The organism is Brucella sp. GW823-FHT04E01, assembly GCF_058796175.1.
Window position 1 is genome coordinate 815177 of sequence record NZ_JBXAIK010000004.1, and the last position, 22160, is coordinate 837336.

Here is a 22160-nt window from a genome sequence, read left to right on the forward strand (position 1 = left end):
TCTTCGCCGCATGTATTGGAGACTACGCATGAACGCGCCTTCCATCGCCCAGGATGTTACGACTGTTCCCGTGTCGCTTGGCGACCGCTCCTACGATATTCTGATCGGCAAGGGGCTGGTGGATCGTGCAGGCGAGGAGTTGGCGAAGCGTCTGAAAGGCGTGCGCGTGGCGGTGGTGACGGACGAAAATGTTGCCAAGGCTCATCTGGAGCGCCTGACAGCAAGCTTCGCCAAGGCCAGTATCGATGTGACGCCGGTGATTGTTGCGCCGGGCGAAAAGTCCAAATCCTTCGGTACGCTGGAAACCGTCACCAATGCCGTACTGGCGGCGCGGCTGGAGCGCGGCGACGCGGTCGTGGCATTTGGCGGCGGTGTGGTTGGCGATCTTTCGGGCTTCGTCGCCGGTATCGTGCGGCGTGGTATGAATTTCGTTCAGATGCCGACCTCGCTCCTGTCGCAGGTGGATTCCTCGGTCGGTGGCAAGACCGGGATCAACACGGCACACGGTAAAAATCTCGTCGGTGTCTTTTATCAGCCGCAGCTGGTTCTGGCCGATACGGAGGTTCTCGACACGCTGAGCCCGCGTGAATTCCGCGCCGGTTATGCCGAAGTTGCAAAATATGGTCTGATCGACCGTCCGGACTTTTTTGAATGGCTGGAACAGAACTGGCAGGAGGTCTTCTCCGGCGGGGCGGCACGGACGCAAGCCATCGCTGAATCCTGCCGCTGCAAGGCAGCCGTTGTTGCGCGCGACGAGCGCGAAACCGGTGACCGGGCGCTTCTCAATCTCGGCCATACTTTCGGCCACGCGCTGGAAACGGCAACGGGCTACGATTCGACCCGTCTTGTGCATGGTGAAGGTGTCGCTATCGGTATGGCGCTGGCCCATCGCTTCTCGGTCAAGATGAACCTGTGCGGCATTGAGGATGCGGAGCGCGTTGAGGCGCATCTGAAAGCCGTCGGGCTGCCATACAGGCTGTCGGATGTTCCGGGCGGGTTGCCACCGGCGGAAAAGCTGATGGATTATATTGCGCAGGACAAGAAAGTGGCGCGTGGTGCGCTCACCTTCATCCTGACGCGCGGCATCGGCCAGTCCTTTATTGCCAAGGACGTGCCACCGGCCGCCGTGCTGGAATTTTTGAAAGAACGTCTGGAAACGAAATAAGAGGATAAGGCGGATGGCTTTCGAGCTCTGGGTTATGTGCGGCATCATCCTGCTCTGCGTCATTCTCTCAGCATTCTTTTCCGGATCCGAAACGGCGCTGACGGCGGCGTCTCGAGCCCGGATGCACACGCTCGAACATAATGGCGATGAGCGCGCAGGGCTGGTCCAGCGCCTCATCAGTCGCCGCGACCGGCTGATCGGTGCGCTTCTGATCGGCAACAACCTCGCCAATATTCTGGCGTCCTCCATTGCCACCAGCATCTTTTTGAACCTGTTCGGCGATGCGGGCGTTGCTTATGCCACGCTGGCAATGACGGTCATTCTGGTCATCTTCGCGGAAGTGCTGCCGAAATCCTGGGCGATTTCCGGTCCAGACCGGTTTTCGCTTGCCGTTGCACGCGGCGTGTCGCTGGTCGTCCTGATCCTCGGCCCGATTTCCAGTGCGGTGAACCGCATTGTGCGCGCGATCCTGAAGCTTTGCGGCATCAATCTTGCCGCCGGTCGGTCCATGTTGAGCCCGCAGGAGGAATTGCGCGGTGCGGTCGAGGTGCTGCATCGCGACAAGTCGCTCATCAAGGAAGATCGTGACCAGCTGGGCGGCCTGCTCGACCTCAAGGAGCTGGAAGTCAGCGACGTCATGGTGCACCGGACCTCGATGGGCACCGTCAATGCCGATGCTCCGGCGGATGAGATCGTGCGCGATATTCTGGCCAGCCCGCATACACGTATGCCGCTCTGGCGCGACGATATCGATAATATTGTCGGCATTATCCACACCAAGGACCTGCTGCGCGCGCTTTACGACGTCGACAATGATTTCAAGCGCATCGACATCATGAAGGTTGCGCGCAAGCCGTGGTTCGTGCCCGACACGACCACGTTGCAGGACCAGCTCGACGCGTTTCTCCGCCGGAAGGCGCATATTGCCATCGTCGTCGACGAGTATGGTGACGTGCAGGGGCTGGTGACGCTTGAGGATATTCTGGAAGAAATCGTCGGCGATATTGCCGACGAACACGACATCGAAATCCAGGGTGTCCGCCTGCAGCCGGATGGTTCGGTGATTGTCGACGGATCGCTGCCGATTCGCGATATTAACCGCGCGCTTGACTGGTCTTTGCCGGATGAGGAAGCGACAACGATTGCCGGTCTGGTCATTCATGAGACCCAGACCATTCCCGAAGTGAAACAGGCTTTCACCTTTTACGGGAAGCGCTTTTCCGTCCTGAAGAAGGAAAAGAATCGCCTGACACGGCTGCGCATCGTGCCACTTGATGCCGATGGAAAGCCTGCGCCCATAGTTGCCGCGCTGCCGCGCTGAAAGCTATCGCGGGAGCAGTTTCCACCTAACACTTTGTTTCTGAATATTTTAATCCCAGACTAAAGCCAGTTTTCGGCCGGAAAATCTGGCCGGGCTGGCGTTGTCTTTTCCGGTTTCTTGTGCGCGTTTCAGTATTAAATATAAGTAATAATAAAACGACATAATATTATGATATTATTCTAGTCTAATATATCTCGGATGCAACTACTAGTAATAGAAAAAAATTCATTTGAAATTATTGAGAATATACGCTTCTATAACATTGTTTTTCGCAACAATAAGGCTACTAATAATCCGGTAGCATACATTATATATGACTTATGTTTGGATACGAAAACTACGGAGAAAATCGCCTACGACCTACTTTATAATTAGAGAAATACAGTCTTGGTCTATTGGTACTTGCACTAGATACTATCCTGGAATTTCTTTTCTCCGCAAAGTTCGATCTATCTGGTCTATATTACAAAGGCGCCCGAAAGGGCGCCTTTGTAATATAGACCAGGGTTTACGCCGGATCTGATCAGGGGAAGAGACGTTCCCGTCTGGGACGGCATGTCGAGTTCGGATGCCAAGTGATGGGTAGTCGTGAAGCTGCTCAGCGCCGCGTTGCTTCGCCAGGAGCGGAAGGCTCCAGTGCAAGTGCATGGACGCCGCTATCCAGTTCTTCCTTCAAAAGTTCGTTAATGGCGCGGTGGCGCTGAATGCGACTCATTCCGGCAAAAGCTTGGGCAACGATACGGATGCGAAAGTGTGTTTCGCCGGTGCCGTCATAGACTTCATGATGGCCGCGCTCTTCGTGATGATGTCCGGCGTGGAGATGGCTTTCATTAATGACTTCAAGCCGTTCGGGAGCGAAAGCCGTGGTCAGTTTCGCTTCCATCGCGCTTTGTTTGCTATTGTGAATGGACATTTGGACCACTTCTCCCCATATAGACGCTGTGCCTCATATAACGTTGCTTCGGCAGCAAAAGGTGGGGCAAATCCGCACAGGAAAGCAACCTGCTTCAAAATTTCGCCCAGTTGAAATGGCCAAAAGCCAGACCGGACGAAATGTCAATTCTTGTTCAGCAACTCATAATCCGCATAATTCGATTCGATGACAACGAACTCAAAATTTTTCGACAGTATCCGCATCAAGCCCAAGAAGACCGCGGAAGCGAAGGCTTCGGGGCCTTGCTGCCAGTGGGACGGGTGCGACAAGCCAGGCACGCATCGCGCGCCTGTCGGACGCATGCGCGAAGGTGAATATTTCCGCTTCTGTGTTGATCACGTGCGGGAATATAACAAGAATTTCAATTACTTCTCTGGTCTTTCGGATGGCGACATCGCGAAATTCCAGAAGGATGCGATCACGGGTCATAGGCCGACATGGTCGACGACGGCGAACTCCACCGCCAAGCCGCGCACGTCGCCGGACATGGCGAAGGTACGTTCCGGTTCGGCTTCCTATCACAACCGCATCCGCGATCCCTTCAACCTTTTCAAGGAAGCCAAGGGACATGCGCCGGGCCAGAAAGCGCAGCGCAAGCCGCGTACGCTCGAGATAAAGGCGCTGGCGACACTCGGTCTTGAACCAAATTCGACTGGCGATAAGATCAAGGCGCGCTATAAAGAGCTGGTAAAACAGCACCATCCCGATGCGAATGGTGGTGATCGCGGATCGGAAGAAAGATTTCGCGATGTTATTCAGGCTTATCAATTGCTCAAGCAGGCAGGTTTTTGCTAAAGCCTGTTTGGGTCTGAAAGGCCGACTATGGGGCTGTCGCCGACAGCTCCGACGGACATTCTTCTGCCGCGCGATTGCGTGGACGCAAGCACGGATGCCCGCAACGAATTACGGAAGGGGCATACCGTCCGGCTCGCCGGAAAAACATGCCCACGGGTGAAAGTTGCCGGTCGGTAGCTTGCCGGTATTAATTCGCGGCCGGTCGCTGCCTGCCGCTCTGGAGGCATGATGAACAAGGTTGAGCGGGATATAGCCAATTTGCCGGATACAACGGTTTCGGTGCGCGAAGTGTTCGGGATCGATTCCGACATGACGGTGCCAGCCTATGCGGCAGGCGATTCCTATGTGCCGGAGCTTGATCCGGATTATCTTTTCGACCGTCAGACGACGCTCGCGATCCTTGCAGGCTTTGCCTATAACCGCCGCGTGATGGTTTCCGGTTATCACGGCACCGGTAAGTCGACCCATATTGAACAGGTCGCAGCCCGCCTCAACTGGCCTTGCGTGCGCGTCAACCTCGACAGCCATGTCAGCCGTATCGATCTCGTCGGCAAGGATGCCATCGTCGTGAAAGACGGCATGCAGGTCACCGAATTCAAGGACGGCATCCTGCCCTGGGCCTATCAGCACAATGTGGCTCTCGTTTTCGACGAATATGATGCGGGTCGTCCGGACGTGATGTTCGTGATCCAGCGCATTCTGGAAACTTCGGGCCGTCTGACCCTGCTCGACCAGAGCCGCGTTATCCATCCGCATCCGGCTTTCCGTCTGTTCGCCACCGCCAACACCGTTGGCCTCGGTGACACGACCGGCCTCTATCACGGCACCCAGCAGATCAACCAGGCGCAGATGGACCGCTGGTCCATCGTGACGACGCTGAACTATCTGCCGCACGACAATGAAGTGAACATCGTTCTCGCCAAGGCCAAGCATTACCAGAATGCCGAAGGCCGCGAGATCGTGAACAAGATGGTGCGCGTGGCCGACATGACCCGTCAGGCCTTCATCAATGGCGATCTCTCGACCGTCATGAGCCCGCGTACGGTCATCACATGGTCCGAAAATGCCGCGATCTTCAACGATGTCGGCTTTGCCTTCCGCCTGACCTTCCTCAACAAGTGCGACGAACTGGAACGCCCGATTGTGGCCGAGTTCTATCAGCGCGCTTTCGGCGTTGAGCTGCCCGAATCGGCAGCGAATATCGTTCTCGCTTGATGCGGAAGAAGCCTGCCGCCTGAGCGTGTCCGGCGGCAGCGCACTGTCTGATGCGGGGGCGATGAGCTTCGCCCTTGCTTGAAAGCGAAGTCAGGATAGGCATATGTCGGGCCAGAAGTCAGGAATAGGCGATAATTCGCGCGAGCGTAAACCGGGGCCGGTGGATTCCGAACCATTCAAGCGCGCTCTAACGGCTTGCGTCCGTGCCATTTCCGGTGAGCATGAGCTGGAAGTGGCGTTCACCAACGACCGCCCGGCGTTGAGCGCAAATCGCGCCCGTCTTCCCGATCTGCCGAAGCGCCCGACTGCGCACGATATCGCCGTCACCCGTGGCCTCGGCGATTCCATGGCGCTGCGTCAGGCACGTCACAATCCGCGCATTCACGCGGCCCTTGCCCCGGAAGGAAAGCAGGCGCGCGCGATTTACGACGCTGTCGAGCAGGCGCGTGTGGAAGCCATCGGCGCCCGCGCCATGGCAGGCATGGCGGATAATCTCACCACCATGCTTGCGGACAAATATTCGAAAGCCAATTTCTCCGCAGTTACCGCCAAGGAAGATGCGCCGCTTGAGGAAGCCGTATCGCTTCTGCTGCGTGAAAAGCTGACCGGACGGTCCGCACCTGCGGAAGCCGGACAGGTGCTCGAGCTGTGGCGGGAGTGGATCGAGCAGAAGGCCGCAGCCGACATTGCGCGGCTTGGCGACAATCTCGAAGACCAGCAGGCCTTTGCGCGCACGGTGCGTGACATGCTCGCCTCCATGGATATGGCGGAGGAGCTGTCGCAGGAAGAACCGAGCGACGAAGAAGAGCAGAACGACGAGCAGACGCCGGATTCCGACGAGAACGAGGAAGGTGGCGACGAGAGCCAGGAAGGTTCCGATTCCGCTGAAAGCGAAGAATCCGACAGTTCGAGCGATGAAGGCGAGCAGGGCGAAATGGACGCCGCCGATGCTTCTGCCGACGACATGGATGACAGCGACGATATCGACGCGGAAACGCCGGGCGATACACGCCGTCCGAACCAGCCTTTCGCCAATTTTGCCGAACATGTCGACTACAAGGTCTTCACGCGAGAGTTCGATGAAGAGGTTGAAGCGGTTGATCTTTGCGACGAGGCGGAACTAGACCGCCTTCGCAGCTTCCTCGACAAGCAGCTTGCCAATCTGCAAGGTGTGGTGGGGCGTCTGGCCAACCGCTTGCAGCGCCGCCTGATGGCGCAGCAGAATCGCTCCTGGGATTTCGATCTGGAAGAGGGCTATCTCGATTCGGCCCGTCTGGTGCGCATCGTCATTGATCCGACGCAGCCGCTTTCCTACAAGCAGGAGCGCGATACGGATTTTCGCGATACGGTCGTGACGCTGGTTCTGGACAATTCCGGCTCCATGCGTGGTCGTCCGATCACGGTCGCCGCGACCTGTGCGGACATTCTGGCCCGCACGCTGGAGCGTTGCGGTGTGAAGGTGGAGATTCTCGGTTTCACCACCAAGGCGTGGAAGGGTGGCCAGTCACGCGAAGCGTGGCTTGGACGCGGCAAGCCTGCCAATCCGGGTCGCCTCAATGATCTGCGCCATATCGTCTACAAGAGCGCCGATGCGCCCTGGCGGCGGGCACGGCGCAATCTCGGCCTGATGATGCGCGAAGGCCTGCTCAAGGAAAATATCGACGGTGAGGCGCTGATCTGGGCGCATCAGCGGCTGCTGGCGCGTCCCGAGCAACGCAAGATCCTGATGATGATCTCGGACGGCGCCCCCGTCGACGATTCGACACTTTCCGTCAATCCGGGCAACTATCTCGAACGCCATCTGCGCGCCGTGATTGAAGAGATCGAAACACGCTCTCCGGTGGAGTTGATTGCAATCGGTATCGGCCATGATGTCACGCGCTATTATCAGCGTGCTGTCACCATCGTTGATGCGGAAGAACTGGCAGGCGCGATGACGGAGCAGCTCGCCTCGCTGTTCGAGGAGCAGGGTGCTGTAGCCTCGGGCGGGCGACAGCGCCGCGCTGGCGGACGATAAAAATCAGGCATGAAAAAGGGCGCTTGAAGCGCCCTTTTTCATGCCTGCTGTTTGGTTGCAGCCAGAACGATTTCGCGTATGCACACGCCCTGGGGCTGTTCATAGGCATAGAGAATGGCGCGAGCCACATCGTCGGCTGAAAGCACAGGCGCGCCCATTTCTTTCTTCCATGCTTCGTAACCGGCCTTGATACCGGCGTCGCTGGTATGGCTCAGAAGTTCCGTTTCCACGGCACCCGGCGCGATCGTCACGACACGGACATTATGTGGCGAAAGTTCTTCGCGCAGGTTTTCCGACATGCCGTGCACGGCGAACTTCGTGCCAACATAGGCGACATGATTGGCGAAGGTCTTGCGGCCAGCCACCGAGCTGATGTTGATGATTGTGCCGTGCTTGCGCGCAGCCATGCCAGCCGAGACAGCATGAATGCCGTTGAGAAGGCCTTTGACATTGACCTCCAGCATCCGGTCCCATTCATCCGGGTTCTGCTTGTTCACTTCACCCAGCAACATCACACCGGCATTATTGATGATAGCATCGGCAGGACCGAACTTGGCTTCGGCTTCCCGGACGGCTGCCACAAGCGCCTTCCGGTCAGTGACGTCGACGGATTTGCAGAGCGTGTCTGGCAGGTTGAGCTTTTCCATCGCGTCCAGGCGGCGCGCCAGAAGCAACAATGGATGACCGCGATGGGCAAACATTTTTGCAGTGGCAAGGCCAATGCCCGAGCTTGCGCCGGTAATAATGACGAGTGGAAGTTTTTCCTTATTCAAGGACATCTAATCAATCCTTACCTAAATATAAATATAGTCAAACCGAAAGAGGAAAGCCGACGCTTGAATAATTTCAGGCGTCTTTTGCTTTCTATACGTAATATAGAAATCCGTTCCGATAAAGAAAGACCGCAGGAAAAACCTGCGGTCTGTCGGAGAGCGGTTCATACAGGGGATATTTATTGAGGAAAACCGGTTTTCGTTGCGTTCAACGGATCGTGAATCCTCGAGAATATCAGCCAGCGTTTGTCCGGTTTGGCGCGTAAAGCGTCGGGGCAAAGACGGCGAGGATTGCGCCATAGGGGATCAGCATCAGCGTTCCCATAATGACTTTCACGAAGAAGTCGCCGAAAGCAAGCGAGGCCCAGAGCGGCACGCCAAGGCCGAGGAAGGATGCTGGTTCGGCAAGCGACGAATCGGGCATTCCGGTCAGCTTGTCGATCCAGGCGAAGCCGGCTGCGAAGGCAATCGAGAAGAACAGGATTGTATCGAGCACCGAACCGAACATGGCGGCAGCAAAGGGAGCCTTCCACCAGGTCTTGCGACGCAGGCGGTCGAAGACTGTGATGTCCATCAGCTGTGCGAGAAGGAAAGCGGAGCCGGAGGCAATCGCGATACGCGGCGTGGCGAGCCAGACCGACATGATGACGCCAAGCACGAAACCGGCATAGACGACCTTGCGCGCGGCAGCGGGGCCGAAGCGGCGATTCGTCAGGTCATTGACCAGAAAGGCGATGGGGTAGGTGAAGGCGCCGTAGGTCAGCACTTCACCGAGGCCAAAATGCTGGAATGGATATTGGACAAGTATGTTCGACGCGGCAACCGCCACGCACATTGCCAGTATCGCAGGCATAAGCCGGGAATAAGAAGGTGTCTTGATTGACATTTTTTTATCCTGGGTGATGGAACCAGCAAAAAAGGCCGACAAAAGCCGGCCTTTTTTGTCGAAATTTTTGGCCGGAAGCTTAGGCAGCGACTGCTGCTTCAGCCTGCTTCTTTGCGATCTGACGCTTCAGCAGGCGAGCGCGCTGCGAAAGTTCCTTGTCGTCAGACTTGACGAGGAACGCATCGAGACCGCCGCGATGTTCAACCGAACGCAGAGCGTTGGCGGAAACGCGCAGGCGATAGCTCTGGCCGAGCGTTTCGGACATCAGCGTAACATTGCAGAGGTTCGGCAGAAAGCGGCGACGCGTCTTGTTGTTCGCGTGGCTGACATTGTTGCCGTACTGGACCGACTTGCCGGTCAATTCACAAGCGCGGGACATTTTGGTCTCACCTTCAATTACGTTCTTCAGGCCCCGACCCGAATGTCCGAATTCAAGCAATCAACGCAGTTTGATGCTGCTGGCGCGCGATCTCGGACAGGCGGCCTATTGGGAAAGTCGCGTTTCTATAGTGACAGCAGCCGTTGCAGTCAAGTGAGATTCCGTATCCATCGCGCAAAGACGCGGTTTTCCGGCTTTCGCACGGTCTTCACGAAAGCTTGCGATCATAACTTCGCCAGTTTTGCTTGGCTTACACAGATACTGTATCGAAGAATCCCACGCAACTTTTGGGCGTTTCAATGTGGTTGAAAACCATCAGGAGACGACCAGGCGAAAAACAGGTCGCAAGATAGGATAAAGCGAATTTGCTTTGAGTTTTTGTCTTTACGCATGTCTTTATGGAAAACGGTCTCTCTCTTCCACGACGTGCTTTAGCGAAAGGAATGCGCGCATGATCGAACCGTCGCATGAGTTGAAGCCCGTCTGGCAGCGGCTGGCGCATTATGGTGTGTTGACCTTTGCGGGCCTGATCCTTGCGGGATTAACGATTGCTAGCGGGCCGGCCAGGGCCAACGATCTTTATCGGACCGAATACGATATTTCCATTTTCGGACTTTCGATTGCGCGGTCTGCCATAGAAACCACGGTCAATGGCGCCAATTACAATCTCAATGGCCGTTTTCTGACTTCCGGTCTGGCGCGTGTGTTCGACGATACGGACGGCACCGTGCACGTTACCGGGAGCGCCGTTGGGGGCAAGGTCGTGCCGAAGAGCTTCGATCTCGCCTATAAGCATGGCCGCAAGAACAAGAGCACGACGATCCGCTTCGCCAATGGCGATGTCGTCGCGGCGGAAAACCAGCCTCCGGTGAAAAAGCGCGACCCGTGGGTGGAAACATCACCGCAGGACCTTCTCAATGTGAGCGATCCGCTGAGCGCGCTCATGATACCTGCAAAGAGCGGTCGGGCGGTCTGTGACCGGTCGCTGAGCGTTTTCGACGGTCAGACCCGCGCGGAGATCAAGCTTTCCTTCAATGGCACCGAATCGTTCACGACCGACGGCTTTACCGGCGAATCGGTCGTCTGCTCGGCAAAGTTCGTTCCGATTTCCGGATATCAGAAGGGCAAGAAGGCTATCGATTATCTGAGCAATCGCAGCCGGATCACGATTTCCTTCGCATCGCTCGGCAATTCGGGCATCTATGCGCCCGTCGTGGCGCGAATCGGCACGCAGATCGGCACGCTCAAGATCGAAGCCACCCGTTTTTCCAAGGTGAACTGACCGGCAGCCGGTCCCAGTTAATGTTTCGGGTGCACGCATTCCTCATGGTTGCCGAGGATTTCGATCACGCGGCACTGGTCGATGCGGCCATGTGCAGTGCATTCCAGCATGCGCTGCAGTTCGGTTTTAAGCGATAGCAGTTTTGCGATGCGGTGTTCGACATCGCTCAAGCGTGCGCGTGCAATGGCATCGGCCGCCGAACATGACTGGTCGGGATTATCCTGAAGATCAAGAAGCGTGCGGATCGCATCCACCTCGAAACCCAGATCGCGTGCGTGGCGAATGAAAAGCAGCCGCTGGACATCCTGCCGGTCATAGAGGCGGCGATTGCCATCAGTGCGCGGCGGTGAGGGTAGCAGGCCGATCTGCTCGTAATAACGAATCGTCGGCACTTTGACGCCGCTCGCTTTCGATGCTTCTCCGATCGATACATTCATGATCATTTTCCGCTTGCTCCTCTAGTCACTAGAGGATGTAGACCTTGCTCAACACAATTCAAGAGCAGTGCTGAAAAGAGCAGATCATGAGTGAAACATTGAACCAGATTCGCTTTCGCATCGACGGTATGGATTGCGCATCCTGCGCAGCCAAGATCGATACTGCCGTGCGGCGCGTGCGCGGTATCGAGGATGTGTCCGTCTCTGTCACGGCAGGCACGATGACCGTCAGCCATGATGGAACAGGCGATCTTGACAAGATCGCAAGCAAGGTGCGTAGCCTCGGCTATAGTGTGGAGCCGATGGCTCCCGAAAAAACCGTCAAGGAAAAAGCACTGGCGAAGCATGAGCATTCGCACGATCATTCTCACCACGACCACGACCACGACCACGACCACGACCACGACCACGACCACGACCACGACCACGACCACGACCACGACCACAGTGCGTGCGGCGGCCATCATGATCATCACGATCACGCCCATGAACACAATCATGAAGCCCACGACGAGGTTATTGCCGTAACCTCCAACAGTTTCCGCTTTCAGGTCGATGGCATGGATTGTGCATCCTGTGCGGCCAAGATCGATACTGCCGTACGGCGCCTGTCCGGCGTGACGGATGTGTCCGTTTCCGTGACCAATGGCGCAATGACCGTCAATCATGATGGAACGGCGAAGAGCGACGAAATCGCCGGCAAAGTGACGGCACTGGGCTACAAGACTGCCCTTGCCAAAACCGTTGTCCCCGGTGCCGGTTCTGCACCAAAGGCGACCGGGCTGACAAAGCCACAGCCGTGGTGGCGTTCGAAAAAGGGCCAGATGATGCTGGCCTGTGGCGGCGGGCTGGTCGCGGCCTATATTGTCGGACATCTTTATCCGTCCATCGCGCTTTGGGCCTTCACGGCTGCGATGCTGATCGGTCTCGTGCCGATTGCCAAGCGTGCCTATATGGCGGCCATCAACGGCACGCCATTCTCCATCGAGATGCTGATGACGATTGCCGCCATCGGCGCAATGTTTATCGGCGCAACCGAGGAAGCTGCAGCCGTCGTTTTTCTGTTTCTGGTCGGTGAGCTTCTGGAAGGCGTTGCTGCAGGTAAGGCGCGTGCCAGCATTCAATCCCTGACTGCGCTGGTGCCGAAGACTGCCTTCCTTGAGAGAAATGGTGCGACCACGGAAGTTGCCGCCGACAGTCTGGCGGTCGGCGATGTGATTTCCGTGCGCCCCGGCGACCGTATGCCTGCGGATGGTGAAATCCTGACGGGCGAGAGCGCTGTCGATGAAGCGCCGGTCACCGGTGAAAGCACCCCGGTCGGGAAGGCCGAAGGCGACACGGTTTTTGCTGGCACGATCAATGGTGATGGTGTGTTGCGGGTCCGGGTCACGGCTGCCGCGCAGGACAACACCATCGCCCGGGTTGTGCGGCTGGTCGAGGAAGCGCAGGAAGCCAAGGCGCCGACCGAACGTTTCATCAATCGTTTCTCGACCTATTACACGCCGGGCGTTGTGGTTGTGGCGGCGCTCGTCGCCATTCTGCCGCCGCTTGTTGCGGGTGGTGACTGGAATGAATGGGTTTACAAGGGTCTTGCGATCCTTCTGATCGGTTGCCCCTGTGCGCTGGTCATTTCCACGCCTGCTGCAATTGCAGCGGCTCTGTCGTCGGGTGCCCGGCGCGGCCTTCTCATGAAGGGCGGCGCTGTGCTGGAAACCATCGGCAAGATCACGGCGGCCTGTTTCGACAAGACCGGCACGCTGACCGAAGGCAAGCCGAAGGTGACAGATGTTCTTGCAGGCGACTTGTCCGAGGATGAAGTGCTGCGTCTTGCCGCGTCCCTGGATGCGGGCTCAAGCCATCCGCTGGCGCTGGCGATTGTCGGTGCTGCAGAACAGCGCAGCCTGAAACTGTCTGCCATCACGCAGGGCAAGGCCCATGGCGGCAAGGGTGTGTCTGGGGCGGTTGGCGAAATGGACCTGTTTCTGGGGTCGCGCCGCGCCGCCAATGATATTGCGGCCATTCCGGATGCACTGGCGAGCCGCATCGCTGCCTGCAACGACGAAGGCAAGACCGTTTCTGTCCTTGTCGCCAATGGCAAGATTGCCGGTGCAATCGCCATGCGTGATGAACCGCGCGCTGATGCCATTGCCGGTTTGCAGGAATTGAAAGCGGCCAATATTCGCACCGTCATGCTGACCGGTGACAATCGCCGCACGGCGGAAGCAATCGGACGCGATCTCGGGATCGAAGTGCGGGCTGAGCTTCTGCCGGAAGACAAGCAGCGTATTGTCGGCGAGTTGCGTAAAGAAGGTCTGATCGTCGCCAAGGTTGGTGACGGCATCAACGATGCGCCAGCCCTTGCTGCAGCCGATGTCGGCATCGCCATGGGTGGCGGCACGGATGTGGCGCTGGAAACGGCCGACGCTGCGGTTCTGCATGGCCGGGTTGGCGATGTGGCAGCGATGGTGGACCTTTCCAAGCGAACCATGCGCAATATCCATCAGAATATTGCCATAGCGCTCGGATTGAAGGCTGTCTTTCTGGTGACCACCGTGCTGGGTATTACAGGCCTCTGGCCCGCAATTCTGGCCGATACAGGTGCCACCGTTCTCGTGACGATCAATGCGTTACGGCTTCTTAGACAACCGGTGCGATAAAACAAAAGAACCGGCGAAACCGCCGGTTCGCGTCTCTTCCTTCGAGCCGTGTTACTCGCCGATCAGAACGCGGATGCGTTCACTATATTGCTTGCCGAAAGCAAGATGTTCGGGATTGATGTCCTTCAACTCATCCACCAACTGCGGCTCGCTTTCGGCATCAGCTGCTGCAAGGCTGCTCATCAGGGCGAAATAGCCGAGAATATAATCGGACGGCGTGATGTTCTGGGCCTTGAGTACTTCCACGACCTGCGGACGGGATTCGACGCTCTTCACCATCTTGTCGAAGGAAGGCGTGGCATCCTGTCCTTCCTCTTCGGTCGCTGAAAGTTCCATGCCACCCAGCTGTTCCTGCACTTTTTCCATGCGCGACAGGAAATCTTCGCTCAGCTTGAAATTGTTGATTTCGGCAGGCGTCTGCTTCGGTGCGACATCAAGCAGGTCGTCGGCAAACGCGACGCTTGTGGAAACGGGCAGGGCGACAAGAGAAAGGCCAATGGGGAAAAGGCCGAGGAAAACGGCGCAGCCTGCAATCTGGAAACGGGAAAACACCGTCATTCTTCTATCCTCGAACTGTGGAACGATTCGCGCTCTCAAATAGCAATAGCATATGTCAGAACATATCCTTGCGCTTGCGGATTTCGGCAAACACGGCTTCGTCGGGTGCATCCTGCAGGCCGAGGCGGCTGCGAATGCCTGCATCATGCCAGCGCAGGAAGGGATTGGTCGCCATTTCAAGCGCAATGCTTGATGGCAATGTCATGCGATCGGCGGCGCGAAGCCGCGCAATCTCGGCGGCACGCTCCTTGAGGGCGGAATTGGCGGGGTCGATGGTCAGCGCAAATCGGGCATTGCTTTCGGTATATTCATGACCGCAATAAACCGCCGTGTCGCCGGGAAGCGCAACCAGCTTCTGCAACGACTGGAACATGGTGAGCGGCGTTCCCTCGAAAAGCCGCCCGCAACCAAGCGCGAACAGCGTATCGCCCGTGAAGACGGCTTTCGCATCGGGAAGGTAATAGGACACTTCGCCCGCCGTATGGCCGGGCGTCGCGATGGTCTTGACGCGGAAGAGCCCGAAGGTGAATTCGTCGCCGTCCTTCACCGTGCGGTCGATGCCGGGAATCTTTGTTTCTTCGGCCTTGGGGCCGATGATGCTGACGCCGTATTTCGCCTTCAGCGCATCATTGCCCTCGACGTGATCGAGATGGTGATGCGTTGTGAAGATGAAATCGAGCGTCCAGCCGCGCCGTTTCAGCGCGGCCTCGATCGCCGCTGCATCGGGCGCATCGATGGATGCTGTCAGTGCACTTTGGGGATCGTGGATGAGGACGCCGTAATTGTCGCTGCGGCAGATGAACTGTTCGATTTCAAGCCGTGCTGCGATCCCGTTCATGGTGTCCGTCCTCCCGTTATGATGCGGTCTTGTTGTCTTCCGTCAGTGAATGCTTCTGGATAAGCGGCATTTGTAAAAGCGTGAAGACAATGGTGATGGGCATAATGCCCCACACCTTGAACGATACCCAGGCATCGGTCGTGAAATTCCGCCAGACAACCTCGTTGACCACGGCGAGGAAGATGAAGAACAGCCCCCAGCGCAGCGTCAGTTTTCGCCAGCCTTCGGCATCGAGACGGAAGGCCGAATCAAACACATAGCCGAGCAGGGACTTGCCGAAGAAGAGCCCGCCGAGCAGGATCGCACCAAACAGCGTGTTGACGATGGTGGGCTTCATCTTGATGAAGGTGTCGTTGTGCAGCCAGAGCGTCAGCGCTCCGAACACCAGCACGACGATGCCGGAGACAAGCGGCATGATGGGCAGGGTGCGCGTCATTGTCCATGAAATGGCGAGCGCGATTACGGTCGCGCCCATGAATAGTGCCGTTGCCAGAAAGATCGGTGCGCCGATGGACGCCAGCACCGGAAAACGCTCGATCAGCATTTCGCCACGCGCATTGGCAAAGAAGAACACCAGAAGCGGTCCCAGTTCCAGCGCCAGCTTGAGCAGCGGCGGGACTTCCCGGCGTTCGGCTTCGCTTTTCTGTGACGGATCGCGTTCGAAAACGGGATGCTCCATCAGGCAACTCCTGCGATGGCGCGGGCAAAATCCTTGGCCGCAAAGGGTTCCAGATCGTCGACACCTTCGCCGACACCGATGAAATAGATCGGCAGTTTATGCTTGGCCGAGATGGCGACAAGAATGCCGCCCCGTGCCGTGCCGTCAAGCTTGGTCATGACCAGACCGTTGACACCGGCAATATTCTTGAAGATTTCGACCTGATTAAGGGCATTCTGGCCGGTGGTGGCATCAAGTGTCTGCAGCACCGTATGCGGCGCTTCCGGATCATGCTTGCCCAGCACGCGCACGATTTTTGCAAGCTCGTCCATCAGTTCGGCCTTGTTCTGCAACCGCCCTGCCGTATCGATGATGAGAACGTCGCTGCCGGCTTCCTTGGCCTTTTCCCATGCATCATAGGCAAGCCCTGCCGCATCGGCGCCGAGCTTGGAGGACACGACCGGCGAACCGGTGCGTTCGCCCCAGATGTGCAACTGCTCGATGGCTGCTGCGCGGAATGTGTCGCCTGCCGCCAGCATGACCTTGAGGCCACCTGCGGTAAGCTTTGCGGCAAGCTTGCCGATGGTGGTGGTCTTGCCGGTGCCGTTGACGCCGACCACGAGGATGACATGCGGCTTGTGTGACAGGTCAAGCTCCAGCGGCTTTGCCACCGGGCCTAGAACCTTTTCGATTTCCGCGCCCATGATGGTGCGCACTTCCTCGCCCGTCACGTCCTTGCCGTAGCGACCCGAGGCAAGTGCATCGGTCACGCGCATGGCGGTTTCAAGACCGAGATCAGCCTGGATCAGCACGTCTTCGAGATCCTGCAGCGTGTCATCATCGAGCTTGCGCTTGGTGAAAATGCCGCCGATGGATTCGCTCAATGAATTCGATGAACGGAGCAGGCCGCGACGCAGACGCTCGAACCAGGACAGCTTTGGCTCAGGCGCTGCCTCAACCGGCGCTTCTTCCTTATGTTCCTCGACGGCCTTGGCGACTTTCACCTTCTTGGGCTTCACCGGCTCCGGCTGAGGTGTTGGTTCGACCGCTTCCTCTACTACAGGTGCGTCAGGAGCTTTTGCGACTTCGGGCTGTTCGAGTTCGACAGCGGGTTCCGCCTCGGGCTCGACAACAGGCTCGACAACGGGTTCAATAACAGGCTCTGGCGCAGGTGCTTCGACCGCGATTGGTTCCATCACCGGAGGCTGTTCAATCGGGATTTCGATCTCGGCAACCGGATGCTCCGGTTCAGTCTTTTCTTCCTCAACCGTTTCAGACGCAGGCGCTTCAATCGGCTCAGGCTCGCTGGCGATCACTGGCACTTCCGGTTCGGAAACGACCACTTCAACGACGGCTGTTTCGATTTCTTTGGGCGCTTCGACGGTTTCAGGAAGTTGCGTTTCTAAAGCCGTTTCCACGGCATCGGGAGCCGGTTGTTCGACTGGTTTTTCTTCGACCTCCTTCTTGCCGAAGGAGAACATTTTCTTGATGAAACCCATTGCCATGAAATCTGATGCCCTTAAGCTTTAAGCCGCTTGCGGCTCTGCCTGACGGGTGAGGAGTTTTTCACCGTCATGCCCTGTCACGATACGTTCGATGATTTCGCCCGGTGCACCGCTGTCCACCGATGCCAGTGTAAAGCCTTCGGTGCGCGCAATACCTTCCTTCTCGACGAGAAGGCGCTGCAAGGTGCCATTCAGCGCGCCGAGGTGTTTTTCATAAGCGCGGTCGCCTTCCGCGCGCAGGCGTGCCGCACGTTCCTTGACGATTTCGCGCCGCACCTGCGGCATACGGGCGGCGGGGGTGCCTTCGCGTGCGCTGTAGGGGAAGACGTGCAGGTGGGACAGTCCGCATTCCTCGACGATCTTCAGCGAATTCCGGAACATGTCTTCGGTTTCGGTGGGGAAACCGGCGATGATGTCCGCGCCGAAGACGATGTCAGGACGAAGCCCACGTACTGTTTCGCAGAAGCGGATCGAATCGTCGCGTAAGTGGCGACGCTTCATGCGCTTCAGGATCATGTCGTCGCCCGCCTGCAGCGACAGGTGCAGATGCGGCATCAGGCGCTTTTCATTGGCAATCGCATCCATCAGATCGTCATCGGCTTCGATGGAATCGATGGAGGAAAGACGCAGGCGCCGCAAATCCGGCACTTGGTTGAGAACAGTCTTCACCAGCTTGCCGAGACGCAGGCTTCCCGGAAGATCGGGACCGTAGGAGGTCATGTCCACGCCGGTCAGCACCACTTCGGCATAACCGTTGCCGACAAGGCGCTTGACTTGATCCACCACCGCGCCCATCGGAACGGAGCGGGAATTACCACGACCATAGGGAATAATGCAGAAGGTGCAGCGATGATCGCAGCCATTCTGCACCTGCACGAAAGCGCGCGCGCGACCTTCGATGGCATCGACCATATGGCTTGCGGTTTCGCGCACTTCCATAATGTCGTTGACACGCACTTTCTCGAACTGGTTGACGCCGAAATCCGGCAGCATCCGGTAGGAATTGGATTTCAGTTTTTCCTCATTGCCAAGAATGAGGTCGACTTCGTCCATGGCGGCAAAATTGTCCGCTTCGGTCTGTGCTGCGCATCCGGTGACGATGATGCGGGCTTCCGGGTTTTCACGGCGGGCCTTGCGGATCGCCTGACGCGCCTGTCGCACGGCTTCTGCCGTCACGGCGCAGGTGTTGAAGATGATCGCGCCATCCTTCAATTCGCCAAGTCCGGCGGCATCGGCTTCGCGTTTCATCACCTCTGATTCATAGGTGTTGAGACGGCATCCGAATGTTACGACTTCCACCGACATCAGGCTGCACCCCTGTCAGTTGGCTTGTCATTCTGGGCGTCGCGGCTCCATTCGCCGGACGCAGGATCGAAAGTGCCTGAAAATTCCCATTCGGCGGGGCCGGTCATCATGACATGATCGTCGTCGCGCCATTCGATCCTGAGCGGGCCACCGGGAACATTGACGGTGACTGTGCGCCCGGTGCGGCGCGTGCGCACTGCCGATACGGCGGCGGCGCAGGCGGCGGAACCACAGGCGCGGGTCAGACCTGCACCGCGCTCCCATGTGCGCAGATCGATTGTCTCGGGCGAGGTGACATGGGCTATGGAGATATTGGCGCGCTCCGGAAAGATCGGATGATGTTCCAGAAGCGGTCCGAATTTTTCCAGCTCATAGGACCAGACATCACGGTCGACCCAGAAGATTGCATGCGGGTTGCCCATGGATGCAACCGACGGCGAATGCAGAACCGGCGCGTCGATGGGGCCGACCTGCAGTTCGATCATGCGCGTATCGCGAAATTCCTCGGCAAGCGGAATGTCCTGCCAATCGAAGCGCGGCTTGCCCATATCGACTGAAATCAGGCCGTCTTCGTGTTCGGTCGCGGTCAGAATTCCGGCGCGGGTCTCAAAAGTAAAGGCCTGCCGACCGGTCTCGGCCGCCAGCGCCTGAACGACGCAGCGTGTGCCGTTGCCGCAAGCCTGCGCTTCCGTGCCGTCGCAATTGATGATCGCAATATAGTTGTCGGTTCCCGCCGTGCGCGGATCGTGGATCGCCATGATCTGATCGAAGGCGGTTTCGCTGTCGCCTGCAAGACGGATCGCAGCTTCAGGCGTTATCCGGTCCGCGCGACCGCGCATGTCGGCAACGATGATCTGATTGCCGAGCCCGTTCATCTTGGCGAAGGCTGCCTTGGTGGCCATAACTATCGTGGTTCCGTTTTCCTGTGGCTTTGGTCGATAAAGCCTATGGGACAATTAGCGTCTATATGGCGGAAAAGCCCGCAAATTGCCAGTACCCGCGACAGATTGCGAAAAGTTGCGGCTCGGATGTTCGTGCAGGACAGGCGCCAATATCGGAGAAACTGTGGCCTTCCTGTCCCAGTTTCAAGATTATTAAGCGGTTTCAAGCATTCTTGAAGGGTTTGGGGGGCAAAAATGACAGGTGCCGGTGTTGCTTTTTTAACCATATAGCCATTTTATCGGTCCAATATTGTCACATTGCAGGGCTTCGGTAGGAAGTCCGGGGCATCCCCACCCCTGATGAGAAATGCGGAAATGGAGAACCAGATGGGAATTTCGAAAGCAAGTCTGCTCAGCCTCGCGGCGGCTGGCATTGTCCTGGCCGGGTGCCAGAGCTCCCGGTTCGGCAATCTCGATACGGTTTCGCCACCACCGCCACCGCCGCCCGTGAATGCGGCTCCGGCAGGCTCGGTGCAGAAGGGCAACCTTAATTCTCCTAATGCTTCGCAGTTCCCGACGGCTCCGACCACGGACCCGAATGCACAGCCCGGCACACAGGTTGCAAGCCTGCCGCCGGCATCCGCGCCTGATCTGACGCCAGGCTCCGTCGCCGGTGTCTGGAACGCATCGCTTGGCGGCCAGAGCTGCAAGATCGCGACGCCGCAGACCAAGTATGGTCAGGGCTATCGCGCTGGTCCGCTGCGTTGCCCGGGCGAACTCGGCAATCTCGCTTCCTGGGCCGTCAACGGCAAGCAACTCGTTCTCTATGATGCGAATGGCGGCACCGTCGCGTCGCTCTATTCTTCGGGACAGAGCCGCTTCGACGGACAGACTTCAGGCGGGCAGGCCGTGTCGCTTTCGCGCTAAGACATTCTTTCGCTTAAAGACAGGCGGATCATCGCGAGATGGTCCGCCGTTTTTGCAATTGAAAGGTTGAACGGAAGCAATCATGTCTTTCGACGGTAATCTGAAAGCCTTCCCCTCCGTCCGCGAACATTACGATGCGATGGTCGTGGCGGGTGATGTGGAAGCCGATCCTGCTCAACTCGAACTCACCGTCCGTTATGACCGGCTGATCGAGGAAATCTGCACCAAACGCCTGTCACGCAAGTCGAGCGCGCTCGGCTGGCTGTTTGGCAAGCGCAAGGAGGCAACGAGCGTCATCAAGGGGCTTTACGTGCACGGCGAGGTCGGGCGCGGCAAGACCATGCTGATGGACATGTTCTTTTCGCTTCTTCCGGTGGAACGCAAACGCCGTGCACATTTCAATGATTTTATGGCCGATGTGCACGAGCGCATCTATGCGCATCGTCAGGCGTTGAAGCGTGGCGAGACCAAGCATGACGATCCGATCCCGCCGGTCGCCGATGCCTTGAGCCAACAGGCGTGGGTGCTGTGTTTCGACGAATTCACCGTGACGGATATTGCCGATGCGATGATCCTGTCGCGCCTGTTCAGTGCCTTGTTCGCGCGTGGAGTGGTGTTGGTGGCGACGTCCAACGTTGCGCCGGACAATCTTTATCGCGACGGACTGAACCGGCAGCTTTTCCTGCCCTTCATCGATATTCTCAAGCAGCATGTCGATGTGATCAATCTCGATTCGCGCACCGATTACCGCCTCGAAAAGCTCGACCGCCAGCCGGTCTATCTGTCACCGCTGGGTTCTGAGACGACCAAGCGCATGGAGGCGGCTTGGGTGGCGCAAAAGGACGGTGCGCATGAAAAGCCGGATGTCATCCGCATCAAGGGACGCGACATCGAGGTCGCCCGTGCCGTGCATGGTGCGGCGCGCTTCACTTTCGATGCGCTCTGTTCGAAGCCGCTTGGTGCCTCGGACTATATCGCCATCGTGAAGCACTATCCGACCTTGTTCATCGATGATGTTCCGGTGTTGGACTATTCACGCCGCAACGAGGCCAAGCGCTTCATTCTGCTGGTCGACGTACTCTACGATCACCACGCGCGGGTGTTCATTTCGGCTGAAGCCCAACCGGAAAAGCTCTATCTCGCCAGCAAGGGCACGGAGGCCTTCGAGTTCGATCGTACCGCTTCCCGTCTTTTCGAGATGCAGAGCGCGGACTATCTGGCGGAGCCACCCGGCAAGGCCGGTTGAAGTCGACCCTTCCCGCTATCATCATCAGACTGCCCCATCATCAGACTGCCACAGACTGGACTTATAAGCCCGGTGGGCTATGTTGCTCACGCAATTCATGCGGAAGGCGGTGGCGCGTTCGTGCCGGACTTCTGATACGGCATCAGTTTTAAATCGGGGCCGGTTTTGAACAGGTGCACAACGTTGTTGGAATTGGCAGCTTGCCAGTCGCTCCTTCACCGCTTCGCCGGGGATGGTTCGCGGCGGTAGGAGAGGGTGGTTTTGCCTTGATATTGACAAATTATCTTACGTTTACGTAAGAACTATTAATTCTAACCGATTGAAAACATTAGTCGCAAAATAATGAGTTGAGTTTATCGCCAAAGAGTCCTATCTCGCAGT

General features: G+C 57.5%; 21 protein-coding genes. 10 read left to right on the forward strand and 11 right to left on the reverse strand.

The window, feature by feature from the left end:
* Positions 1 to 28 precede the first annotated feature (28 nt).
* Positions 29 to 1165, forward strand: coding sequence for a 3-dehydroquinate synthase (gene aroB, locus AC1RHM_RS18970; protein ID WP_010657615.1), 1137 nt, complete (start codon positions 29 to 31; stop codon positions 1163 to 1165).
* A 13-nt stretch (positions 1166 to 1178) separates the two neighbouring features.
* Entirely contained in the window at positions 1179 to 2486 is a 1308-nt protein-coding gene (locus AC1RHM_RS18975; protein WP_010657614.1) for an HlyC/CorC family transporter, read from the forward strand.
* 598 nt (positions 2487 to 3084) lie between these two features.
* Here the strand turns inward: AC1RHM_RS18975 and AC1RHM_RS18980 are convergent.
* Positions 3085 to 3399, reverse strand: coding sequence for a BolA family protein (locus tag AC1RHM_RS18980; protein ID WP_010657613.1), 315 nt, complete (start codon positions 3397 to 3399; stop codon positions 3085 to 3087).
* Here AC1RHM_RS18980 and AC1RHM_RS18985 point away from each other — a divergent pair.
* The 4 genes from AC1RHM_RS18985 to cobT all read left to right on the forward strand — a co-directional run bounded on the left by AC1RHM_RS18985 (position 3392) and on the right by cobT (position 7447).
* Positions 3392 to 3589 (forward strand): hypothetical protein, encoded by a 198-nt coding sequence (locus AC1RHM_RS18985; protein WP_080514313.1) that lies wholly within the window; start codon positions 3392 to 3394, stop codon positions 3587 to 3589. The two genes, AC1RHM_RS18980 and AC1RHM_RS18985, sit on opposite strands and share 8 nt — an antisense overlap.
* Positions 3586 to 4215 carry a J domain-containing protein gene (locus tag AC1RHM_RS18990; protein WP_010657612.1) on the forward strand — a complete coding sequence of 210 codons (630 nt, stop codon included), beginning with the start codon at positions 3586 to 3588 and terminating at the stop codon, positions 4213 to 4215. The genes AC1RHM_RS18985 and AC1RHM_RS18990 overlap by 4 nt, the downstream gene beginning before the upstream one ends.
* Positions 4216 to 4443: 228 nt before the next feature.
* Positions 4444 to 5430: a cobaltochelatase subunit CobS gene (gene cobS, locus AC1RHM_RS18995; RefSeq protein WP_010657611.1), complete on the forward strand. Its 987-nt coding sequence runs from the start codon at positions 4444 to 4446 to the stop codon at positions 5428 to 5430.
* A 103-nt stretch (positions 5431 to 5533) separates the two neighbouring features.
* Entirely contained in the window at positions 5534 to 7447 is a 1914-nt protein-coding gene (cobT, locus tag AC1RHM_RS19000; protein WP_010657610.1) for a cobaltochelatase subunit CobT, read from the forward strand.
* A 38-nt stretch (positions 7448 to 7485) separates the two neighbouring features.
* Here the strand turns inward: cobT and AC1RHM_RS19005 are convergent, their stop codons facing one another.
* The 3 genes from AC1RHM_RS19005 to rpmB form a co-directional block, all read right to left on the reverse strand.
* Positions 7486 to 8226: an SDR family oxidoreductase gene (locus AC1RHM_RS19005; protein ID WP_010657609.1), complete on the reverse strand. Its 741-nt coding sequence runs from the start codon at positions 8224 to 8226 to the stop codon at positions 7486 to 7488.
* A 229-nt stretch (positions 8227 to 8455) separates the two neighbouring features.
* Positions 8456 to 9106: a queuosine precursor transporter gene (locus AC1RHM_RS19010; protein WP_010657608.1), complete on the reverse strand. Its 651-nt coding sequence runs from the start codon at positions 9104 to 9106 to the stop codon at positions 8456 to 8458.
* Positions 9107 to 9185: 79 nt separating this feature from the next.
* Entirely contained in the window at positions 9186 to 9485 is a 300-nt protein-coding gene (gene rpmB, locus AC1RHM_RS19015; protein ID WP_010657607.1) for a 50S ribosomal protein L28, read from the reverse strand.
* 451 nt (positions 9486 to 9936) lie between these two features.
* Here rpmB and AC1RHM_RS19020 point away from each other — a divergent pair, with 451 nt between their 5' ends.
* Complete coding sequence (locus AC1RHM_RS19020; protein WP_010657606.1) at positions 9937 to 10767, forward strand: DUF3108 domain-containing protein; 831 nt, start codon at positions 9937 to 9939, stop codon at positions 10765 to 10767.
* A 17-nt stretch (positions 10768 to 10784) separates the two neighbouring features.
* Here AC1RHM_RS19020 and AC1RHM_RS19025 read toward each other — a convergent pair whose 3' ends face one another.
* Positions 10785 to 11210 (reverse strand): MerR family transcriptional regulator, encoded by a 426-nt coding sequence (locus tag AC1RHM_RS19025; protein ID WP_012091121.1) that lies wholly within the window; start codon positions 11208 to 11210, stop codon positions 10785 to 10787.
* Between the two features lie 80 nt (positions 11211 to 11290).
* Here AC1RHM_RS19025 and AC1RHM_RS19030 point away from each other — a divergent pair, with 80 nt between their 5' ends.
* The gene (locus tag AC1RHM_RS19030; RefSeq protein WP_492332609.1) at positions 11291 to 13861 is read left to right on the forward strand and encodes a heavy metal translocating P-type ATPase; all 2571 of its coding nucleotides are present in this window, start codon (positions 11291 to 11293) and stop codon (positions 13859 to 13861) included.
* Between the two features lie 51 nt (positions 13862 to 13912).
* Here the strand turns inward: AC1RHM_RS19030 and AC1RHM_RS19035 are convergent, their stop codons facing one another.
* From AC1RHM_RS19035 to dapF, 6 genes are read right to left on the reverse strand one after another with little or no spacing between them, the layout of a single operon-like run.
* Positions 13913 to 14419 carry a hypothetical protein gene (locus AC1RHM_RS19035; protein ID WP_010657603.1) on the reverse strand — a complete coding sequence of 169 codons (507 nt, stop codon included), beginning with the start codon at positions 14417 to 14419 and terminating at the stop codon, positions 13913 to 13915.
* A gap of 55 nt (positions 14420 to 14474) precedes the next feature.
* Positions 14475 to 15257: a hydroxyacylglutathione hydrolase gene (gloB, locus tag AC1RHM_RS19040; protein ID WP_010657602.1), complete on the reverse strand. Its 783-nt coding sequence runs from the start codon at positions 15255 to 15257 to the stop codon at positions 14475 to 14477.
* A 16-nt stretch (positions 15258 to 15273) separates the two neighbouring features.
* A complete protein-coding gene (locus AC1RHM_RS19045; protein ID WP_010657601.1) occupies positions 15274 to 15936 on the reverse strand; it encodes a septation protein A in 663 nt (220 codons plus the stop codon).
* Positions 15936 to 17420, reverse strand: a complete 1485-nt coding sequence (ftsY, locus tag AC1RHM_RS19050; protein WP_010657600.1) for a signal recognition particle-docking protein FtsY — start codon at positions 17418 to 17420, stop codon at positions 15936 to 15938. Before ftsY ends, AC1RHM_RS19045 begins: the two co-directional genes overlap by 1 nt.
* A gap of 21 nt (positions 17421 to 17441) precedes the next feature.
* Positions 17442 to 18725: a tRNA (N(6)-L-threonylcarbamoyladenosine(37)-C(2))-methylthiotransferase MtaB gene (gene mtaB, locus AC1RHM_RS19055; RefSeq protein ID WP_010657599.1), complete on the reverse strand. Its 1284-nt coding sequence runs from the start codon at positions 18723 to 18725 to the stop codon at positions 17442 to 17444.
* Positions 18725 to 19627: a diaminopimelate epimerase gene (dapF, locus tag AC1RHM_RS19060; protein WP_010657598.1), complete on the reverse strand. Its 903-nt coding sequence runs from the start codon at positions 19625 to 19627 to the stop codon at positions 18725 to 18727. Before dapF ends, mtaB begins: the two co-directional genes overlap by 1 nt.
* 366 nt (positions 19628 to 19993) lie before the next feature.
* Between dapF and AC1RHM_RS19065 the strand changes: the two genes are divergently transcribed.
* Positions 19994 to 20533: a protease inhibitor Inh/omp19 family protein gene (locus AC1RHM_RS19065; RefSeq protein WP_010657597.1), complete on the forward strand. Its 540-nt coding sequence runs from the start codon at positions 19994 to 19996 to the stop codon at positions 20531 to 20533.
* An 82-nt stretch (positions 20534 to 20615) separates the two neighbouring features.
* Complete coding sequence (gene zapE, locus AC1RHM_RS19070; protein ID WP_010657596.1) at positions 20616 to 21779, forward strand: cell division protein ZapE; 1164 nt, start codon at positions 20616 to 20618, stop codon at positions 21777 to 21779.
* Positions 21780 to 22160: the final 381 nt, after the last annotated feature.